Source organism: Lebetimonas sp. JH292 (genome assembly GCF_000523275.1).
GTDB lineage: Bacteria > Campylobacterota > Campylobacteria > Campylobacterales > Nautiliaceae > Lebetimonas.
Genome location: NZ_ATHQ01000001.1, coordinates 665,936 through 684,183, shown reverse-complemented (window position 1 = coordinate 684,183; position 18,248 = coordinate 665,936). Strand labels below are relative to the sequence as shown.

The window sequence follows — 18,248 nt, the reverse complement described above, 5'->3', positions numbered from 1 at the left end:
AAAGGTTATATATGGGTGAATACAAAGCTAAAAATATAAGAGTTCTAAAAGGACTTGAAGCTGTCAGAAAAAGACCGGGAATGTATATCGGTGATACCGGTGTAAGAGGTCTTCATCATCTGGTTTATGAAGTGGTTGATAATTCAATAGATGAAGCGATGGCAGGATATGCTAATAAGATAAAAGTAAAAATTCTTAGAGACGGCAGTGCGGAAATAGAAGATAACGGAAGAGGAATTCCCGTTGATATACATCCGGACGAAAAAATACCGGCTGCCACCGTTGTTTTAACGGTACTTCACGCCGGAGGAAAATTTGATAATAAAACATATAAAGTTTCAGGCGGACTCCACGGGGTAGGGGTGTCTGTAGTAAATGCCCTAAGTAAAAAACTGATAATGACTATTAAAAGAAACGGAAAAATATATAATCAGGAATTTGAAAGAGGCAAACCCGTAACCGATTTAGAAATAATAGGAGATACAAACAGAACAGGTACATCAATAAGATTCTGGCCGGATGATGAAATATTTGAAACCACTGAATTTAAAAGTGAAATTCTAAAAAAAAGACTAAAAGAATTAGCTTATCTTAATCCGAATATTACTATTTATTTTGAAAATGAAAATGACGGCGTTAAAGAAATTTATCATTATGAAGGCGGAATAAAAGATTTTGTAAAAACTCTTACAAACAAAGAGTGCATTACGGATGTTATTTATACAAATGACCGTTATGAAGATGAAGAAAAAGCATTGGATTTGGAAATTGCTTTATGTTATGACAGCGGTTATGATGAAAAGGTTTTAAGTTTTGTAAACAATATTAAAACACCGGAGGGAGGAACGCATGAAAGCGGATTTAAAGCGGGGCTCTCTAAAGCGGTGATTAATTATATAAATAAAAATATGAAACTTAAAGACAATATAAAAATTACAGGTGATGATGTAAAAGAAGGAATCAATGCAATAATCAGCGTTAAAATGAGCGAGCCTCAGTTTGAAGGACAGACGAAAGGAAAACTTGGAAGCAGCTATGTAAAACCGATTACACAAAAAGTTACTTATGAATTTTTAACAAGATATTTTGAAGAAAATCCAAACAATGCAAAAATAATAGCGGATAAAGCAATAGCAGCATCAAGAAGCAGACTTGCCGCAAAAAGAGCAAGGGATCTGACAAGAAAACAGGCAAAAGTCGGTGTCGGAACGCTTCCTGGAAAATTAGCGGACTGCCAAAGCAAAGATGCAGGTGAATCCGAATTGTATTTGGTTGAAGGAGACAGTGCCGGAGGTAGTGCAAAACAGGGACGTGACAGGGTTTTTCAGGCAATCCTTCCTCTTAGGGGAAAAATTTTAAATACTCAAAAATCTACGGATGCCAAGGCTCTGAGCAGCGAAGAGATTAAAAACATAATTACAGCACTTGGTACTGGAATAGGTCCTGATTTTGATATAGAAAAAATCAGATACAATAAAATTATTATAATGACCGATGCGGATGTGGACGGAAGCCATATCCAAACGCTTATTATGACATTTTTCTTTAATCATTTAAGAGAAGTAATCGAAAACGGTTATTTATATATAGCCCAACCGCCTTTATACAGATACAAAAAAGGTAAAATTGAAAAATATCTTAAAGACGAAAAAGAACTGAATGAATTTTTAATTGAACAGGGTATAAATTCCATAGATATTACAGGAGTGGGAAAACCGGAACTCAAAGAATTACTCAAAAATGCGGCTTATTATAAACTGCTGCTTGAAAAATTATCAATCAGGTTTAATATTCCTGAAGTCATAAGATATTTGGTAGAGCATGACGGAGTTGACAGACTTGAAGAATATCTAAAATCAATTGGATTCAATGTTATTTCAAAACATAATAATCATTATTATATTCAAACAACAAGAGGACTTGAAGAGATAACAATTGATGAAAAACTTCTTAATCATCCTTTGTTTATAGAAGCTAAAAAAATTTTTAATAAATTAAAAGAATATAAAGATTTGATTGAAGGTGATTATTTGGAATTATTGGATGAGGTGGTTGCCAAAGCAAGAAAAGGTGCTAATATACAAAGATATAAAGGTTTAGGAGAAATGAATCCAGAACAGCTTTGGGAGACTACAATGAATCCGGAAAACAGGGTATTGGTGCAGGTAACCATGGAAGATGCCGAAGAAGCGGCCAAAAAATTTGAACTGTTTATGGGAAGCGAAGTGGCACCGAGAAGAGAATATATCCAGGCTAATGCAAAAGAAGTTGAAAACTTAGATGTATAAGGAAAAAAATGCGAAATTGATAAAGATATAGAATATCTAAGAATAAAAGAAATTTTTTATAAATCTAATAAATTAGATGAACAAGAGAATTATAGCAAAATTTATAACGAATTAAAAAGAAATATTTATGAACATAATAATTTATTTTTTCTTCTTTGTTTTCAATATTTGAAATTATTTTAAGAAAATATTCAAATTTAAAGAAAAAAGAAGAGCTTTGTGCTTTTGAAATACGGTGAAAAAGAGATAGTTGAGTTTAATCCAGACAATATGGAAATATGGCCGAATAAAAATAAAAAAAATTATTTAATTAAAATTACTTTACCTGAATTTATGTGCAAATGTCCAAGAAGCGGATATCCAGATTTTGCAACTATTTATCTTGAATATATTCCTGATGATTGGGTGGTTGAGTTAAAAGCCTTAAAACTTTATATAAATTCTTTTATGAACAGATACATTTCCCACGAAGATGCAGCTAACGAAATTTTTGATACACTTTATAACAAACTAAAACCAAAATATATGAAAATTACAATGGATTTTAACCCAAGAGGAAATGTTCATACAGTAATTGAAATAGACAGCGAAAAAATAAAAAATTTTTCTATTTTTCCTCTTTTTTAAATATATATAATTATTTAATTATGTCTACAAAGCTTTCTTATAAAGAATATCAAAATTTTAATACTATAGATAAAGAAGGTAGTGATTTTACTGAATTGCTCTTTGAATATTTATTAATGTTTTTAATTTTTTTTATAAATTTTATAATGTAAAAAATTAATAGTGTTTTTATTAAAGGTAACTAATGAAAATAACGGCTCTAAAAACTAATTATAAACCGACAGATATAGCAGTAGGAAGTGCCAGGAGCTGCTATTTTGGAAAGAATATTATAACTCCTGAAGATGTGGCTAAGTGGGATAAAAAAAATGAACTTTTAAATTCTATTTTTAAAGCAGGGCATCATACAACCCTAATGCATTATCATTTTACTTTTTTAATTGAAGGAATGAGCAGGCTTTTAATTTGGAGATTACTTCATTCTCACCCTTTTTATAATTCAGAACAAGTATCTCAAAGATATGCAAAAATGAAAGTTGATAATTTTACTTATCCTAAAAATTGTAATAAAGAATCTTGGCAAAATTATTATGAAACAATGTTTAATTATTATGAAAAATTAATAGAAAAGCTAACTCCTGTAATTGAACAAATCCTTCCTAAATTTCAAAAAAAATCAGCAAAGAAAAAAGCACAGGAATTTGCAAGATATCTTTTGCCAATGGGAATGAATGCCCATCTTTATCATACAGTTAATGTAATTACAGCCCTAAGATATATAACAGCCGTCAAGGTAATTCCTGAAGCTAAAGAAGAAGCAAATGATTTTGTAAATCAGTTAAAACAGCAAATGCTTAAAATTGATGAAAATTTAGCGCCTTTAATTGAATTTGCAGAAAATGAAAAAGTAATTTTTCCAGAAATTGATATAGAGAGAATAAAAGAAAAACATAATATAAAAGAAAAAGTTAAGGTTTTTGATATTGTGGATTATGATTTTAATTTAAATGCAAATTATGCAGGTGTTATGAGGCTTAGCAGTATGTATTTAGATGAAAGTATACTTGGAAGCTTTAATTCATATATAAAACTATCTCTTTCAGCTGATGCCCAAAATCAAAGACACCGCCGCTCACCTGCTGTAAGAGCAAAACTTGAAGATATTTATAAAAGAGATTTTTATATTCCTATTATAATAGCTGAAATAGAGATAAATATTTATATAAAGAAGCAGTTGAATATTCATATGATTTTTTTGAAAAAGAGAAAAAAAATTTAGGTTTTAGTAAGGCTGCTTATGCGCTTTTAAATGCCCATAATATAGAAATTATAGAACATGATGATTTTAATGAATTTGCCCATAAGGCTCAAATGAGACTCTGTTATAATGCCCAGGAGGAAATTTTTGATACAGTATATAATCAGGTTAAACAGTTAAAAGATGCTGGATTAAATGCAGCTAAAAACTTTTTACCTCCTTGTGCAATAAGGTATAAAGAAGGTTTAAGACCTGTTTGTCCCGAAGGAGAGAGATTTTGTGGGGTAAAGGTATGGAAGCTGGATTTTGAGGATTATAACAGGATAATTTAGTGGGAATTAAAGATTATTTATACAGCGAGTTTGACAGCGAAATTGTAGATGAATTTTTAATGCTTTATGATGTTATAGAAGATAATCTGGATCTTTTATTAGAAGGATTATACACCAATCCGGAAGCTGTAAATGATCTTTTTAGAATGTTTCACAATTTAAAATCTGCCACTGCATATTTGAAACTTAAAAGAATTTCAAATTATGCCCATTTAATTGAAGATATTTTAGACAAAGTAAGAGGAAAAGAAAAAATTCCAAAAGATGTAATTGATTGGCTTTTTGATGCTACAGCTCAAATTCATAAATGGTATGAAGATATTGAAAACAATAGAGAATTAAGTAAACTGGATATGAGCATTTTAAAAAAACTTCCAAAGGTTTAAATTGCAAAAGGTATTTGAAGATAGAATTAATAAAATAAATCCTCAGATTTTAAAAGGTCTGAAAGAGAAAAAAGAATTTTCTTTTAGGATAAACAGGCATAAAGCCGATTTAGAAGTAATTAATGAGCTAAGAAGCGAAGGATTTAATCCTAAAAAAGTAGGATGGAGTGAAAATGTTTATACTTTGCCTATTGAGGAGAGAAAAAAAATAACAAAATCATCCGCATATACACAAAATAAAATATATATTCAAAACCTTTCATCAATTATTGCGGCTCTTAGTTTGAGGATTAGTGAAAACGACTGGGTTTTTGATCTGGCGGCGGCCCCCGGGGGAAAGAGTTTAATTTTCAGCGAGATGGCAAAAAAGGTAAGTGCTGTTGAGCCTGATAAAAAGAGATTTTTCAGAATGAAAAGAAATTTTAAAGAACATGGTGTAAAAAATATTCAGACATATAATAAAGACGGAAGATTTGTATATAAAGCAACAGGAGAGATGTTTGATAAAGTGTTTTTAGATGCTCCATGCAGCAGCGAAGCACACATTGACGGGGAGGTTACATGGTGGAATTTAAAAAGGGTAAAAAGATTTTCAAAGTTACAAAAAGAACTTTTAAGTTCTGCTTTTAACTCTTTAAAGCCTGGCGGTGAGATGATTTATGCAACTTGTACATTTTCTCCTGAAGAAAATGAGGAAAATATTGATTTTTTATTAAATAAATTTCCTAATGCTGAAATTTTAGAAGTTAATTTGCCAATTGATAATATTCAAGAAGGTATAACCAAATGGGAAGATAAAACATTTAGCAAAGAAGTAAAAAAGGCAATAAGAATTCTGCCCGCTGGAGCATATAGCGGCTTTTTCTTCTGTAAAATAAAAAAAAATTAAGCTTTTTTATATTTTTCCTTTGCCGCCTGAAGAGCGCTTATTACATCATCAATGTTTTCATATGGAATATGTGCTTTCCAATCAGGCTTTTCCCCGTTAATTGAAATACCTATACTTACAACCGGTTTACTTCCTTCTCCGTATGGTTCTTCTATGTGAGTTATACTAATAATCCCTTCTTTTGTATGGGCTAATGGAAATTCTGCTATAGGTATTGTTCTTTTCATGTTCCCCTCCTTTTTTAATTTATTATAGCATATTTAAAAATTTTTCAATCTCTTTTTGCAAATGTTTTAAATCTTTGGAGTTATCTATTACAAAATCAGCTTTAAGTTTTTTTTCTTCAATATTCATTTGATTGTTTATAATTGATAAAGCCCCTTTTTCATCTACTTTATCCCTCTTTATTACTCTTTTTATTTGAAAATCTTTTGGGGTATATACAACTAAAACTTTGTCAAACTCAGGATAATTTTGTTTTTCAAAAAAAAGTGGCAAGTCTACAAAATAAACAACACCATCTTTTTCATATTTTTTGGCAAGTTCTAATACCCGTTTTTTTACTTCCGGCAAAATTATATCTTCAAGTGTTTTTAATTTATCTTTGTCGTTAAAAACTATTTTTCTAAGCTCTTTTCTGTCATCTGTTCCAAAAATTTTTTTTATCTGTTCTTTTTTTGTGTTAAAAATTTTTCTGCTTATTTTATCTGCATCTATTATTTTATATCCGTAAAGTTTTAGTAAAGATGCAACGGTGCTTTTGCCGGTACCTATGCCTCCTGTCAAAACAATGGCGTTTTTAAATTTTTCATTTTTCATTTTATAATTTTATAACGTCTTTTATTTCTTCAAAAATATGTTTTGGCATTACAAAAGAAGCCAAATGAATGTCAGTATGATAATAATATGCATTTTCTACAAAATCGCTTCTGTGTCTAATGATATCGGCTGTAGGGTGAGGTTTTTTGCTTGCAAATACAAGTGCATGGATTTTATTATCTTCAATGTAATAATATGGAAGCACTATATAAAAAACTTTGCTTAAATTTTCAAACAAAGCCTTATCTGTTAAACTCTCAGCTGTAGTAATATATATGCCTTTGTCGTTTAGTTTTTGATATATCCTTATATAATCTGTGGGTGTATCTTCTATTATAAGATCATATTTTTCTTCGCTGTCTTCATTGAAAATATCAAATTTAGCAGTTATTATTTTTTTAAACTCATTATTAAATTCACTTGGAGCTAAAACCTTTGTTCCCTCGCTGACACAAGCGCCGATTAAAGCCATCATCTCTTTTTTAATTTGACTCATTATTATCCTTTTTTTTGGCTTAATATAGCAAAAAAAATTTATTTTGCAAAAAAATTTTGATATATTTCGGATAAAATTAATCTTAAAGGAGCAAAATGTATACAGTTGATATTGAAAAAAGATGTGGATGTTTTAAAAAAGATACAATTGAACTTCCAAAAACTTTTAAGGCTAAAAAAGAAGCTGAATTTGAAGCATTGAAACTTGCTAATTATATGAATGCAAATTATTGTAAAAAACACAGATTTTTTGTAAATGAAGAAGGGAATAATTTTACAATCTGTGTAGAACTTTCCTGTCCTAAAATTAGTTAAAAATTTAACATTGACATTTGTAATTAAACATTAAGAAGGTTTTTTATGGTTGTACATTTATGTTGCAGTGTGGATGCCGGATATTTTATAAAAAGGCTAAAAAAGGATTATCCGGATGAAAAAATTACAGGTTATTTTTACGACCCAAATATCCATCCATACAGCGAATTTAAATTAAGAAGCTTAGATACAAAAAGAATTTGTGAAAAACTTGGGGTTGAATATATTGAGGGTGAATATGATTATGAAAGCTGGTTAAAGGCTGTAAAAGGTTATGAAAAAGAGCCTGAAAAAGGAATTAGATGTTCAATTTGTTTTGTCCATTCCCTTGAAAGAGCGGCAAGGTTTGCTAAAAAAATAGGGGTAAATAAAATTACAACTTCGCTTCTTATGTCTCCGATGAAATCCCAGGAGCAGCTGGCATCAATCGGAAAAGCGGTAAAAAGAAAATATGATGTCGATTTTTTAGTAGTTGATTACAGGAAAAAAGGAGGTACGCAAGAGCAGCAGTTATATGCAAAAGAAAATCAAGTTTACAGGCAGGATTACTGCGGATGTATTTACGGAATTTGGCAGCAAAAACAAAATCAGGAAATTATTGATGAGTTAATATCTCCTTTTCCATTTCAGATACTTCTCTCAAGCATAGAAGAGAGACTGAATTTTTATGAAAATAGAATGAAGTTTGAAGAAAAAGGAGTTGAATATAAAATTGAAAAAGAGAGCTTTTTAAATTACAGACTGCTTCGTCAAAGTGTAAAATTTAAAGTGAAAAGTGAAATAATTTATAGTTATGTTTTATTTTATTCATATTTAGATAGAAAACAAAGGGTTAGAATTGAATATATAAAAGATGAAATAGGGTATGCGAACAGGGCAAATATAATATTTATCCCAATTAAAAAAGTAAATGAAATTTTGAATAAAAATTATAAAAATGTTAAAGAGCTTTTTTCAAAACCTTTAAATATAGAAGAAGAATTAAAAATTAGAAATATTATTACAAACACACCGTTTAATCTATCGCCTATAATAGTTTTAGATAAACTGACGGATAAAACAATGGATATAAAAATAGAAGCTAAAATATATCCTGACACACGGGAAATTTTGATATAATTTTTAAAAAAAGGAAAAAAATGGTTTATAATATTAATGAAATTCAGGAAATGCTTCCGCACAGATATCCTTTTTTACTGGTAGACAGAATTACCAGTGTAAAAACAGGAGAATATGTGGAAGGTTTTCTTAATATTTCTATTACAAACGCTGTATTTCAGGGGCATTTTCCGGGCCATCCCATATATCCAGGTGTTTTAATAATTGAAGGTATGGCTCAAACCGGAGCAGTTTTACCTTTTACTGTAATGGATAAAAAAGAGTTAAAAAACAAAGTCGTATATTTTATGAGTATAGATAATGCAAAATTCAGAAAACCGGTAAGACCAGGGGACAGATTGGAATACAGGGTTTCAACTGTTAAACAAAGAGGGAAAATCTGGATGCTTCACGGGGAAGCATATATAGATAATGAAATTGTAGCCGAAGCTGATTTAAAAGCTATGATAATGGATAAATAATGAATAATATAAAAGGTAAAATTGGTAAAAACTGTAAAATAGGCGAGGGTGCAATAATTGATGAATTTGTAGAAATAGGGGATAACTGTATAATAGACCCATATGCCGTAATTACGGGATATACAAAAATAGGAAATAATAATCATATATTTTCCCATGCAGTTATAGGAAGTATTCCTCAGGATTTAAAATATAACGGTGAAAAAACCTATCTTGTAATAGGTGATAATAATAAAATCCGTGAATTTACTTTAATAAATCCAGGGACCCAAGGCGGAGGTGGAGTGACAAAAATAGGGAATAACAACCTTTTAATGGGATATGTCCATGTGGCGCATGATGTAATAATAGGAAATAACTGTATTTTGGCAAATGCGGCAACTTTAGCTGGGCATGTGGTTTTAGAAAACAATGTTGTAATCGGGGGTATGACTCCGATTCACCAGTTTGTAAAAATAGGAGAATTTGCCATGATAGCTGGTGCAAGCGCTTTAAGCCAGGATATTCCTCCTTATTGTTTAGCTGAGGGAAACAGGGCGAAACTAAGGGGTCTTAATATTACAGGACTTAGGAGAAAGCTTGAGAACAGAAACGATATAGATGAACTTAAAAAAGCTTATAAAGAACTGTTTGAAAGCGGAAAATCGTTAAAAGATGTAGCAAAAAAAATATTGGAAAATAATCACAATAAATATGTAAAACATTTATGCGAGTTTGTATTAAATTCAAAAAGGGGAATACCGTATGTTAGAAAAATGTAGTTTTTGTGGAAGTGTTGAGAGTGAAGATAACCCTCTTTTGGCAGCACCGGACAATAAGACTTTTATTTGTAAAAACTGTGTAATAACCGCTTATGAAATTATAATGGGGGCCGAGGAAAAGCAGGATAAAAAAGATAAAAAAAGCGAGCAGATAAAATTATTAACCCCAAAAGAGATAAAAGCCCATTTGGATGAATATGTAATTGGTCAGGAAAAGGCTAAAAAAATTGTTTCAGTTGCTGTTTATAACCATTATAAAAGAATACTTTACGGTGAGAATCAGGATGTAGAAATTCAAAAATCAAATATTTTGATGATAGGGCCAACAGGAAGCGGTAAAACATTAATAGCAAGAACTCTTGCAAAGCTTCTTGATGTTCCTTTGGCAATAGCAGATGCGACTTCTTTAACGGAAGCCGGGTATGTAGGGGAGGATGTTGAAAATGTTTTATTAAAATTAATTCAGGCTGCCGACTGGGATATTGAGAGGGCCCAAAGGGGTATTGTATTTATAGATGAAATTGATAAAATTTCAAGACTTTCTGAAAACCGCTCCATTACAAGAGATGTATCCGGAGAAGGTGTCCAGCAAGCTCTTTTAAAAATTATAGAAGGAAGTATAGTAAACGTTCCTCCTCAGGGTGGAAGAAAACATCCGAACCAGGAGTTTATACAAATAGACACAAGCAATATTTTATTTATATGCGGTGGTGCATTTGACGGACTGGGTGATATTATAGAAAAAAGGCTTGAAGGTTCAACCGTTGGATTTTTGGGAAATGCAAAAGCAAAAATGAAAAAAGATGATATTTATGCATTGGTAGAACCTGAAGATTTGGTTAAATACGGCCTTATTCCGGAACTTATCGGAAGGCTTCCCGTTATTGCCACATTAAAAGAACTTGGCGAAGATGATTTAATAAGGGTTTTAACCCAGCCAAAAGATGCTTTAATTAAACAATATCAGGCTCTTTTTGCACTTGATAATGTTAAACTGAGTTACGAAGAAGACGCTTTAAGGGCCATTGCCAAAAAAGCCATTCAAAGAGGCACAGGAGCCAGAGGGCTCAGGGCTATTCTTGAGGAGGCAATGGTTGATATTATGTTTAATTTACCTGAATACAGGGGATATGAAATAATTATTACAAAAGATGTAATAGAAAAAAAGAATGAGCCTATTTTTATAAAAAGGAATAAAAATGCTAAATAAATTATTAGGGCTTTTCAGCAGTGATTTAGCAATTGATTTGGGTACTGCAAATACGCTTGTAAGCATTAAAGGAAAAGGAATAGTTATTAATGAACCGAGTGTTGTTTCCATTCAGGATGATAAACATAAAAGAAGGGTTTTGGCTGTAGGTCACAAAGCAAAAGAAATGGTCGGAAAAACTCCTAAAAACATAGTGGCAATAAGACCTATGAAAGACGGGGTAATTGCCGATTTTACTGTAACTGAAGAGATGATAAGACATTTTATTCAAAAAGTTCACAACAGAAAAACCCTGATTCGTCCAAGAATTGTAATCTGTGTGCCTTTCGGATTAACCCAGGTTGAAAGAAAAGCCGTTAAAGAATCTGCCATGAGTGCTGGGGCTAGGGAAGTTTATTTAATAGAAGAGCCGATGGCGGCTGCAATCGGGGCAGGGCTTCCTGTAAAAGAGCCTCAGGGAAGCATGGTAATTGATATAGGCGGTGGTACGACAGAAATAGGTGTAATATCTTTAGGCGGTTTGGTGGTAAGTAAATCAATCAGGGTCGCAGGAGATAAGTTTGATAAATCTATAGTTGATTATATAAATAAAAAATATAACCTGATTATAGGTGAAAGAACAGCGGAAGAAATTAAAAAAGAAATAGGAAGTGCCGTTAAACTTGAAGAGGAATTGACTTTACAAATTCAAGGAAAAAATAAAATTTCCGGGCTTCTTGAAACAATTACAATTACAAGCGAAGATATAAGAGAGGCTTTAAAAGAGCCGGTAAAAGATATTGGTGAAGCTTTAAAAGAAGTTTTAGAAGAAACTCCGGCCGATTTGGCAGGGGATATTGTAGAAAACGGTATTGTAATGACTGGAGGTGGAGCCCTTCTCAGAGGGATTGATTCATATATAAGTGATTTGGTTAACCTTCCTGTATATGTTGCAGAAGAGCCGCTTCTTGCAGTTGCTAAGGGAACTGGAAAAGTGCTTGATGAAATAGAACTTCTTTCAAGTATCAATGAGTAAAAAATTAATTTTAATTATAAGCTTATTATTAGCTTTTTTCTTTTCTTTTCTTTTTAAGGATTTTATAATTGAATCTTCTTTATATGTCGGGAACAGTGTTCTTTTTATAAAAAATAAAATTTATGAACAAATAAATGAGCATTTTAATCAGGCGGAAAAAATTAAAAATCTTGTTGAAAAAAATGAACTGCTGGTAAACAAAATAAATAATCTGGAAGCTAAAATTAACTCTTGCAGGGATTTAAAATATTTTAAATATATAAATAAACCCAATCTGAAATTTGTTTATACCATCTCTTATGCTTCAGTGCCTGATTTTAGTAAAATTTATTTAAATTATCATAAAAAATTAATTAAGCCTAAAGGATTGGTTTATAATAATTTAGTTTGTGGGGAGGTTATTAAAAATATAGGAAATTATTCACTGGCTATTCTTAATTCAAATGAAAAAACAAGATATACCGTTTATATAGGAAAAAATGAAATTCCCGGTATTTTTTACGGAAAAACAGATACATTAAAATATATTCCCAAATTTAAACATATAAATGTGGGGGACGAGGTTGTTACAAGCGGGCTCGACGGTATTTTTTACAAAGGTGCGAAAGTTGGTATAATAACTGAAATAATACAAAAGAAACTTTACCAGGAGGCAAAGGTAAAGCTTTTTTATAATGATTTACATCCGGAATTTTTTTATGTAATTGAAGGAGGTAACAATGGAAATTGAAAACACATTAAAAAAAATGGGCTTGGTGATTGAAAAATTGGCTGGGAAGGTTGATGAATTAGATAAAAGGATTTCAAAATTGGAAGAAAAATCAGGAGATGGGGAAAAAAAGTTCTCAAGTCAGGATTTTCAGACTCAAACCCAAACTCAGACGAAACATTCTTCAAGCAGTTCCTTAGGTGGCTTTGGAAATAGTTTTTTGGGCTCCCTTACGGGTTCAATGGCCGGGATGGGACTTTATCATTTATTGTTTGATCATTCCGTTACCCCTGAAAATTTTGGAGAATCTCTCGGAATGGATAAAAATGAGATAAATGAAACAATTGATAATAATTTTGATAATATTGATGAAAGACTGAACGAAATTGACAGTAAGCTTGATGAAATTGATCAAAAACTGGATGAAAATAATTTATCTAACAATGATGATATAATGGATAATGATTATTATGAAAGTTATGAAAATAATTTACCTGATAATGATTTTGACAGCGGATTTGACGATTTTGACGGAATTGATGATGTTTAAATCTCACAAACTATTTCTCTAATTCCTTTTTTTTCTGTTATTTCTATTATTTTAATATCAGGAAAATTTATTTTTAAAAGTTCATTAATGTTTGAAGGTTTATTTACAGCTATAATTCTTGTAAGTCTGCCTCTGTAAGCCTTGGCAAAATGGCTTACAATTTTACCGTTTTTTATAAATTTAAATGTAACTGCATTTTTCGGTTTATATATTTTTTCATAAAATTTAGCTCTTAAATCAATAAATTCTTCATTTTCATTAATTTTGTCTAAAATAGGAGTAAATATTTCTTTGTGGGCTTTATAAATATCAAATCCCGGTTTTGCTCCCTGTTTAAGTGTATAAAAAGGAATTAAATCTTTTGCGCTTATTACTCCAAAAAGATTGGAAAAAATAAACAGATTGTCATCTATATAATTTTGAGATTCTTTATCCAGGGAAGGATAGTCTAAATATTCAAAAGCAACCCCTGAATATCTTAAAACCGCTTTTTTTGTAGGACGTATAAAAACTGAAGATTTATCATCACCAAAATTTTTCGTATCTGTATTCTTTTGTAAAAACTCATCATACTTTTTAACAATTTCAACTCTTTTTTTATATATTTCAGGAAATATAAAAGAGTCTTTATTAATAGGAGGAAAATCTCCCCCATTTGTTTTTCTCTCGCTCGGGGCTAATAAAATTTTCATAACTGAATTATGAATATTGAATTTTCTCTTTTTAATTTGAGCAGTGCGTCACCCCTGTCCAATCCTTTTAACAAAGTTTTCAATTCATTTATTGAGTGTATTTCAACCCATTTTCCCGTTTTTACGGTTTTAACCGCAAGTATAATGTCGCCTTTTTGAACGCCCACCATTGCAGGATAAGAATTTGGATTGACATTATCTACTTTGACTTCATTTTTTTCTTCTTTCAAAGTAAGGCCTTCAAGCAGTTTAATATTTTGAATTTTTTCTTTTTTTACTTTTAGAGCTTTTAATTTTGCCTTTAGTGTTATATATTTTCCGTTTCTGTAAACGGTTAAAGTAATTTCGGCCCCCGCTCCTTTAAATGCTATTTTATTTCTGAGTTCGCCTGCATTTTTAACTTTTTCACCGTCAACCGCCACAATAATATCCCCAGGTTTTATTCCAGCTTTACTGGCAGCGGAATTTTTTTGAACCTTGTTTACAAGTACACCGTGGTCAATTCCGTACAGTTTTGCCTTACTTGAATCTATATTGCTAATCATAACCCCAAGATAGCCTCTTATAACTTTCCCTTTTTCAATAAGTGAAGTTGCTACAAATTTGACCATATTGCTTGGAATTGCAAATCCGATTCCGTTATTTCCGCCGCTTTTTGTAATTATTGCAGAATTTATCCCTATAAGCCTACCTTTTAAATCAACAAGCGCCCCTCCGCTGTTCCCGGGATTTATAGCTGCATCGGTTTGAATGAAGTTTTCATAGGAATTTAGTCCAATTGAAGTTCTGTTTTTTGCACTTATAATTCCGTGTGTCACACTCTCTCCGAGTCCGAAAGGTTCACCTATAGCCAAAACAACATCCCCCACTTTTGCTTTGTCTGAATCTGTAAAAGTGATAGGATGTAAATTTTTTGCTTCTATTTTTATAACTGCAATATCTGTTGCCGGGTCGCTTCCTATAAGTTTTGCTGTATATTTTTTCCCATCAAATGTTTTAACTATAATTTTAGTTGCTCCCGATACAACATGATTGTTTGTAACAATATATCCGTTTTTGGAGATAATCACGCCGCTACCGAGTGCATATTCTTTCTGTTCTTTCGGAGTGTTTGGAACATTTCCGAACGGTCCGAAGAATCTTTTAAAAAACGGGTCGTTGAAAAATCTTCTGAACTGATCGGGAATTTTTATTTTTACTATTTTAGTGGTGGAAATGTTTACAACGCTAGGGATTACTTTTTTTACTACAGGTGAAAAGGACATAACCTGATTTTGATTAGGCGCAACTCTGTTTAATGTGGAATTGTCACTTTTTATATTGATATTTCCTGCCAACAAGGCAGCTGCTAAAAATGAGCTTAATATAATCTTTTTCATAACCTCTCCTTAAAAGTTTTTGTTTTCATAAGTATAAATCTTTTTTATTAAAAAGAGGTTAAAATATTAAATTTCTTAAACTTTTCTTAAAAATTAATTTTCAATTCAACATTTAACATTCATCATTTAACATTTAATATTACCACCAGGCCAAAACCTCATCGAAATTATTATTTTCTTTTTTAAACATATTATATATATATCTTGCAAACAAATCTGTTTCTATATTTACCCTCCTATGAATTTTATATTCTCTAAATAGAGTGTTTTCAAAAGTATGGGGAACGATAGTCAATCTAAACCTGTCAGAAAAAACATCATTTATTGTAAGGCTGATTCCATCTATTGCAATAGAACCTTTTGGAGCAATATATTTCATTATTTTAGGGTCTGTTTTTATTATTACATCATAAGAGTTTCTGTTTTTTTTAATTTCAAGTATGTCTCCAACTGCGTCTATATGTCCCTGAATCAGATGTCCGTCTATTTTGTCACCAAAACGCAATGCTTCTTCTAAATGGACTTTTTTCCCACTTTGGTAATTTTCAATTGCGACTACTTTTTGAGTTTCAGGAGAGAGTTCTACTTCAAAGTCGTCACTAAAAATTTTGGTAACCGTTAGACATGCTCCGTTTACCGCTATTGAGTCTCCTGTTTGCGGTTTTAATTTTGAAATTATCCTTAGTTTATTATTGCTGAAATTTTTTATTTTTCCTATTTCTCTTATCACTCCGTTAAACATTAAAAATACTCCTCAATTAATTCCATTGCTTCATTAAACTCAGTAACACTATTTATTTTACTTCTAAATTCGCTTGCTTTTTCTATTCCTTTTGAATATCCATGCGCATGTTTTCTAAATAAAATAACGCCGTAATCTCTGTAAAAATTATGCATCTGTTTTAAATGTTCAATTATTACTTCTTTTTTCTGCTTAGGTGTAATATTACCGCTTTGTTTCATTTCAAGAAAAATCCAGGGTTTTCCGATAGCACCTCTTCCAATTGAGACGCCTTTTGCACCAGTATATTCAAGCACATATTTGGCTTTTTTGAAATCGGTAATGTCTCCATTTGCAATTACCGGGATATTTACGGCTTTTACCACTTTTTTGATTTCTTCATAATTACTTTTACCTTTGTACATTTGTGTGACCAATCTTCCGTGAAGAGTTAAAAATTTAATTCCCAGATCTTCAAGCATTTTAGCCCTCTCTACCGCTACGCTTCTCTCAAATCCAAGCCTTATTTTGGCACTTACAGGTTTTTTGGAAGTATTGACAATTACTTTTATAATTTCTTTTAAAAATTCTTTATTTTCATCTTTTAGCAAAATTCCTCCAAATCCGCTCCTTCTGGCTTTTTTTACAGGGCATCCTAAGTTTATGTCAATTCCGTCAATTTCATCTATTTCATTAATAATTTCTACAGCTTTTCTTGCGTTTTGGATATTATTGGCGGCAATTTGTACAAAATAAGGTGTTTCAATTGGGGATTTTTGCATCATTTTTTTTGTTTTTTCATTATTATAGGCAATTGCATTTACATTTATCATTTCAGAAAATGTCAAATCGCATCCGAATTTTTTAACGACGCTTCTGAACGGACGGTCGGTATATCCTGCTAAAGGAGCCAAAAAAAATTTAGGATATTGCCTGAAGATATTCATCAATGTCTATTTTGACTCCGCATTCTTTTAATTTTAAAATATATTCAAAAATTTTAAGTGAATGCTCTTCAATAATTTCTTTTGCTTTTTCAATATGCTCATATTTTAATGCCAAATAAGCACTTCCGTAAACAAACGGAGATATTATTTCAAGTTCCTCATCAGGCGTTCTTGAGCCGTAAAGTGCTTTTGCTATTTCTATTTCTTCAAATTTAGAGAGTTTGGCAATTTCAAGCAGTTTTTTTAAATCTTTATCATTTATATGCGAAAGTATTATCTCTTTTGTTAGAGGGTAGTTATATTTTAAAATTTCTTCGATAGGGGCTTTTTGGGCAAAAATTTGGAAAGCTTCTTTTTTAAGTTCTTCATTTTTAAATTTTCTCAACACTTCTTTTGCATAATTTCCATCTTTTTTAAGTCTGTTTTTTATATTTAAAATATACCACGGATTGTTTTCATTCAGTTTATATTTGCTGATTTCTATAACCTCGCCGTTTTTAAGTTTTTTTAAATCTTCTAAAAATTCAAATTTTTCACTGGGATTTGGTTCTATATTAAGCCCGTTGATGTTTTTTACAAAATTGTTGCAGTATTTAAGAACTTTGACTTCTTTTAAACTGTTTTTATAAAGAATTTTGTTTTTAATATTATTTATCATTATTTCTATATCTTTTTGTATGTTTTTTTTATAAAAGAAGGTTTGTAAATGTATAAAAACAAAAAACAGAATGGATAAAATATAAAAAATTCCTAAAAACAGTGCTATCCATACGGCATTAGGCAAAGAGATATTAATTCCAAATATTGAAAAGGTGGTGGATGAATTATCCTGTATATAAACAAAAAGAGTCATTAATGCAATAAAAATAAGACTGAAAACGGAATATTTTTTCATTTTTTGTTTTTTCCTTCTTTTTCAATTAGTTCTCTGCATATTATACAATATTTTGCATATGGTTTGACTAAAAGCCTTTCTTTATTTATAGGTTCTTCGCACATTTCACATATTCCGTAAGTCCCTTCTTCTATTTTTTTAAGAGCAACTTCTATTTCGTTTAGCTCCTCTTTTAATTTTAAATAAATTTGCTGTTTTCTTCCGCTGTCCATCGCACTTGTAGCCTCATCGCCTTCGTCACATACATCATCACATGAAAGTTCTTTTATTTCGTTTGTAATGTCATCAAGAATTTTAATAATTTCTTTTTTTCTTTCAAGCAGTTTTTCTTTAAAAATATGATTGTTATTCATTGTCATTCTCTCTCCTTTTTATTTCTTAATTAAACTTGGCTTCTTAGCAACTCATAACTCACAACTCACCACCCCGCCGCTTTTCAA

23 protein-coding genes are annotated in these 18,248 nt (G+C 30.9%); 14 read left to right on the top strand and 9 right to left on the bottom strand.

From position 1 onward, the window contains the following. Nucleotides 1-11 precede the first annotated feature (11 nt). The 6 genes from gyrB to DZ64_RS0104070 all read left to right on the top strand — a co-directional run bounded on the left by gyrB (nt 12) and on the right by DZ64_RS0104070 (nt 5,720). The gene (gene gyrB / locus DZ64_RS0104095; protein WP_024789543.1) at nt 12-2,288 is read left to right on the top strand and encodes a DNA topoisomerase (ATP-hydrolyzing) subunit B; all 2,277 of its coding nucleotides are present in this window, start codon (nt 12-14) and stop codon (nt 2,286-2,288) included. 225 nt (nt 2,289-2,513) lie between these two features. After that, complete coding sequence (queF, locus tag DZ64_RS0104090; protein WP_024789542.1) at nt 2,514-2,915, top strand: preQ(1) synthase; 402 nt, start codon at nt 2,514-2,516, stop codon at nt 2,913-2,915. A gap of 184 nt (nt 2,916-3,099) precedes the next feature. Next, the gene (locus DZ64_RS11380; protein ID WP_024789541.1) at nt 3,100-4,134 is read left to right on the top strand and encodes an FAD-dependent thymidylate synthase; all 1,035 of its coding nucleotides are present in this window, start codon (nt 3,100-3,102) and stop codon (nt 4,132-4,134) included. Nucleotides 4,135-4,226: 92 nt separating this feature from the next. Further along, entirely contained in the window at nt 4,227-4,445 is a 219-nt protein-coding gene (locus DZ64_RS13160; RefSeq protein WP_024789540.1) for a hypothetical protein, read from the top strand. Then, nucleotides 4,445-4,831 carry an Hpt domain-containing protein gene (locus DZ64_RS0104075; RefSeq protein WP_024789539.1) on the top strand — a complete coding sequence of 129 codons (387 nt, stop codon included), beginning with the start codon at nt 4,445-4,447 and terminating at the stop codon, nt 4,829-4,831. The genes DZ64_RS13160 and DZ64_RS0104075 overlap by 1 nt, the downstream gene beginning before the upstream one ends. A gap of 1 nt (nt 4,832) precedes the next feature. After that, nucleotides 4,833-5,720: an RsmB/NOP family class I SAM-dependent RNA methyltransferase gene (locus tag DZ64_RS0104070; protein WP_024789538.1), complete on the top strand. Its 888-nt coding sequence runs from the start codon at nt 4,833-4,835 to the stop codon at nt 5,718-5,720. On the opposite strand, the gene DZ64_RS0104065 is transcribed toward DZ64_RS0104070, so the two are convergent. Genes DZ64_RS0104065 through DZ64_RS0104055 form a run of 3 tightly spaced genes read right to left on the bottom strand, consistent with a single transcriptional unit; the run spans nt 5,717 to nt 7,035 of the window. Beyond that, on the bottom strand, nt 5,717-5,947 hold the full coding sequence (locus DZ64_RS0104065) for a hypothetical protein (protein ID WP_024789537.1): 231 nt from the start codon (nt 5,945-5,947) through the stop codon (nt 5,717-5,719). The genes DZ64_RS0104070 and DZ64_RS0104065 overlap by 4 nt on opposite strands. 22 nt (nt 5,948-5,969) lie before the next feature. Further along, a complete protein-coding gene (gene coaE, locus DZ64_RS0104060) occupies nt 5,970-6,539 on the bottom strand; it encodes a dephospho-CoA kinase (RefSeq protein WP_024789536.1) in 570 nt (189 codons plus the stop codon). A gap of 1 nt (nt 6,540) precedes the next feature. Further along, nucleotides 6,541-7,035: a spermidine synthase gene (locus DZ64_RS0104055; RefSeq protein ID WP_024789535.1), complete on the bottom strand. Its 495-nt coding sequence runs from the start codon at nt 7,033-7,035 to the stop codon at nt 6,541-6,543. Nucleotides 7,036-7,130: 95 nt separating this feature from the next. Between DZ64_RS0104055 and DZ64_RS0104050 the strand changes: the two genes are divergently transcribed. From DZ64_RS0104050 to DZ64_RS0104015, 8 genes are read left to right on the top strand one after another with little or no spacing between them, the layout of a single operon-like run. After that, nucleotides 7,131-7,349 carry a hypothetical protein gene (locus DZ64_RS0104050; RefSeq protein ID WP_024789534.1) on the top strand — a complete coding sequence of 73 codons (219 nt, stop codon included), beginning with the start codon at nt 7,131-7,133 and terminating at the stop codon, nt 7,347-7,349. 45 nt (nt 7,350-7,394) lie between these two features. After that, nucleotides 7,395-8,468, top strand: a complete 1,074-nt coding sequence (locus tag DZ64_RS0104045) for an epoxyqueuosine reductase QueH (protein ID WP_024789533.1) — start codon at nt 7,395-7,397, stop codon at nt 8,466-8,468. A gap of 20 nt (nt 8,469-8,488) precedes the next feature. After that, nucleotides 8,489-8,929 carry a 3-hydroxyacyl-ACP dehydratase FabZ gene (gene fabZ, locus DZ64_RS0104040; RefSeq protein ID WP_024787345.1) on the top strand — a complete coding sequence of 147 codons (441 nt, stop codon included), beginning with the start codon at nt 8,489-8,491 and terminating at the stop codon, nt 8,927-8,929. Continuing rightward, entirely contained in the window at nt 8,929-9,690 is a 762-nt protein-coding gene (lpxA, locus tag DZ64_RS0104035; protein WP_024789532.1) for an acyl-ACP--UDP-N-acetylglucosamine O-acyltransferase, read from the top strand. Before fabZ ends, lpxA begins: the two co-directional genes overlap by 1 nt. Further along, nucleotides 9,674-10,900, top strand: coding sequence for an ATP-dependent Clp protease ATP-binding subunit ClpX (gene clpX / locus DZ64_RS0104030; protein ID WP_024789531.1), 1,227 nt, complete (start codon nt 9,674-9,676; stop codon nt 10,898-10,900). Before lpxA ends, clpX begins: the two co-directional genes overlap by 17 nt. Beyond that, nucleotides 10,890-11,915: a rod shape-determining protein gene (locus DZ64_RS0104025; RefSeq protein ID WP_024789530.1), complete on the top strand. Its 1,026-nt coding sequence runs from the start codon at nt 10,890-10,892 to the stop codon at nt 11,913-11,915. The genes clpX and DZ64_RS0104025 overlap by 11 nt, the downstream gene beginning before the upstream one ends. After that, a complete protein-coding gene (gene mreC / locus DZ64_RS0104020; RefSeq protein WP_024789529.1) occupies nt 11,908-12,645 on the top strand; it encodes a rod shape-determining protein MreC in 738 nt (245 codons plus the stop codon). Before DZ64_RS0104025 ends, mreC begins: the two co-directional genes overlap by 8 nt. Continuing rightward, a complete protein-coding gene (locus DZ64_RS0104015; protein ID WP_024789528.1) occupies nt 12,635-13,174 on the top strand; it encodes a hypothetical protein in 540 nt (179 codons plus the stop codon). Before mreC ends, DZ64_RS0104015 begins: the two co-directional genes overlap by 11 nt. On the opposite strand, the gene DZ64_RS0104010 is transcribed toward DZ64_RS0104015, so the two are convergent. From DZ64_RS0104010 to dksA, 6 genes are all read right to left on the bottom strand, one after another. Further along, on the bottom strand, nt 13,171-13,866 hold the full coding sequence (locus DZ64_RS0104010; protein ID WP_024789527.1) for a YaaA family protein: 696 nt from the start codon (nt 13,864-13,866) through the stop codon (nt 13,171-13,173). The two genes, DZ64_RS0104015 and DZ64_RS0104010, sit on opposite strands and share 4 nt — an antisense overlap. After that, entirely contained in the window at nt 13,863-15,245 is a 1,383-nt protein-coding gene (locus DZ64_RS0104005) for a Do family serine endopeptidase (protein WP_024789526.1), read from the bottom strand. Before DZ64_RS0104005 ends, DZ64_RS0104010 begins: the two co-directional genes overlap by 4 nt. A 139-nt stretch (nt 15,246-15,384) precedes the next feature. Then, nucleotides 15,385-15,987, bottom strand: a complete 603-nt coding sequence (ribE, locus tag DZ64_RS0104000) for a riboflavin synthase (protein ID WP_024789525.1) — start codon at nt 15,985-15,987, stop codon at nt 15,385-15,387. Further along, the gene (locus tag DZ64_RS0103995) at nt 15,987-16,913 is read right to left on the bottom strand and encodes a tRNA-dihydrouridine synthase (protein ID WP_024789524.1); all 927 of its coding nucleotides are present in this window, start codon (nt 16,911-16,913) and stop codon (nt 15,987-15,989) included. Before DZ64_RS0103995 ends, ribE begins: the two co-directional genes overlap by 1 nt. After that, nucleotides 16,888-17,808 carry a hypothetical protein gene (locus DZ64_RS0103990; protein WP_024789523.1) on the bottom strand — a complete coding sequence of 307 codons (921 nt, stop codon included), beginning with the start codon at nt 17,806-17,808 and terminating at the stop codon, nt 16,888-16,890. Before DZ64_RS0103990 ends, DZ64_RS0103995 begins: the two co-directional genes overlap by 26 nt. Then, on the bottom strand, nt 17,805-18,167 hold the full coding sequence (gene dksA, locus DZ64_RS0103985) for an RNA polymerase-binding protein DksA (protein WP_024789522.1): 363 nt from the start codon (nt 18,165-18,167) through the stop codon (nt 17,805-17,807). The genes DZ64_RS0103990 and dksA overlap by 4 nt, the downstream gene beginning before the upstream one ends. Nucleotides 18,168-18,248 lie beyond the last annotated feature (81 nt).

Excerpts from the sequence above, each read along its gene's own strand:
- gyrB (WP_024789543.1), top strand. The coding sequence starts at position 12 with ATGGGTGAATACAAAGCTAAAAATATAAGAGTTCTAAAAGGACTTGAA.
- DZ64_RS11380 (WP_024789541.1), top strand. The coding sequence starts at position 3,100 with ATGAAAATAACGGCTCTAAAAACTAATTATAAACCGACAGATATAGCA.
- DZ64_RS13160 (WP_024789540.1), top strand. The coding sequence starts at position 4,227 with ATGAGACTCTGTTATAATGCCCAGGAGGAAATTTTTGATACAGTATAT.
- DZ64_RS0104065 (WP_024789537.1), bottom strand. The coding sequence starts at position 5,947 with ATGAAAAGAACAATACCTATAGCAGAATTTCCATTAGCCCATACAAAA.
- coaE (WP_024789536.1), bottom strand. The coding sequence starts at position 6,539 with ATGAAAAATGAAAAATTTAAAAACGCCATTGTTTTGACAGGAGGCATA.
- DZ64_RS0104055 (WP_024789535.1), bottom strand. The coding sequence starts at position 7,035 with ATGAGTCAAATTAAAAAAGAGATGATGGCTTTAATCGGCGCTTGTGTC.
- DZ64_RS0104050 (WP_024789534.1), top strand. The coding sequence starts at position 7,131 with ATGTATACAGTTGATATTGAAAAAAGATGTGGATGTTTTAAAAAAGAT.
- DZ64_RS0104045 (WP_024789533.1), top strand. The coding sequence starts at position 7,395 with ATGGTTGTACATTTATGTTGCAGTGTGGATGCCGGATATTTTATAAAA.
- fabZ (WP_024787345.1), top strand. The coding sequence starts at position 8,489 with ATGGTTTATAATATTAATGAAATTCAGGAAATGCTTCCGCACAGATAT.
- lpxA (WP_024789532.1), top strand. The coding sequence starts at position 8,929 with ATGAATAATATAAAAGGTAAAATTGGTAAAAACTGTAAAATAGGCGAG.
- clpX (WP_024789531.1), top strand. The coding sequence starts at position 9,674 with ATGTTAGAAAAATGTAGTTTTTGTGGAAGTGTTGAGAGTGAAGATAAC.
- DZ64_RS0104025 (WP_024789530.1), top strand. The coding sequence starts at position 10,890 with ATGCTAAATAAATTATTAGGGCTTTTCAGCAGTGATTTAGCAATTGAT.
- mreC (WP_024789529.1), top strand. The coding sequence starts at position 11,908 with ATGAGTAAAAAATTAATTTTAATTATAAGCTTATTATTAGCTTTTTTC.
- DZ64_RS0104015 (WP_024789528.1), top strand. The coding sequence starts at position 12,635 with ATGGAAATTGAAAACACATTAAAAAAAATGGGCTTGGTGATTGAAAAA.
- DZ64_RS0104010 (WP_024789527.1), bottom strand. The coding sequence starts at position 13,866 with ATGAAAATTTTATTAGCCCCGAGCGAGAGAAAAACAAATGGGGGAGAT.
- DZ64_RS0104005 (WP_024789526.1), bottom strand. The coding sequence starts at position 15,245 with ATGAAAAAGATTATATTAAGCTCATTTTTAGCAGCTGCCTTGTTGGCA.
- ribE (WP_024789525.1), bottom strand. The coding sequence starts at position 15,987 with ATGTTTAACGGAGTGATAAGAGAAATAGGAAAAATAAAAAATTTCAGC.
- DZ64_RS0103995 (WP_024789524.1), bottom strand. The coding sequence starts at position 16,913 with ATGAATATCTTCAGGCAATATCCTAAATTTTTTTTGGCTCCTTTAGCA.
- DZ64_RS0103990 (WP_024789523.1), bottom strand. The coding sequence starts at position 17,808 with ATGAAAAAATATTCCGTTTTCAGTCTTATTTTTATTGCATTAATGACT.
- dksA (WP_024789522.1), bottom strand. The coding sequence starts at position 18,167 with ATGACAATGAATAACAATCATATTTTTAAAGAAAAACTGCTTGAAAGA.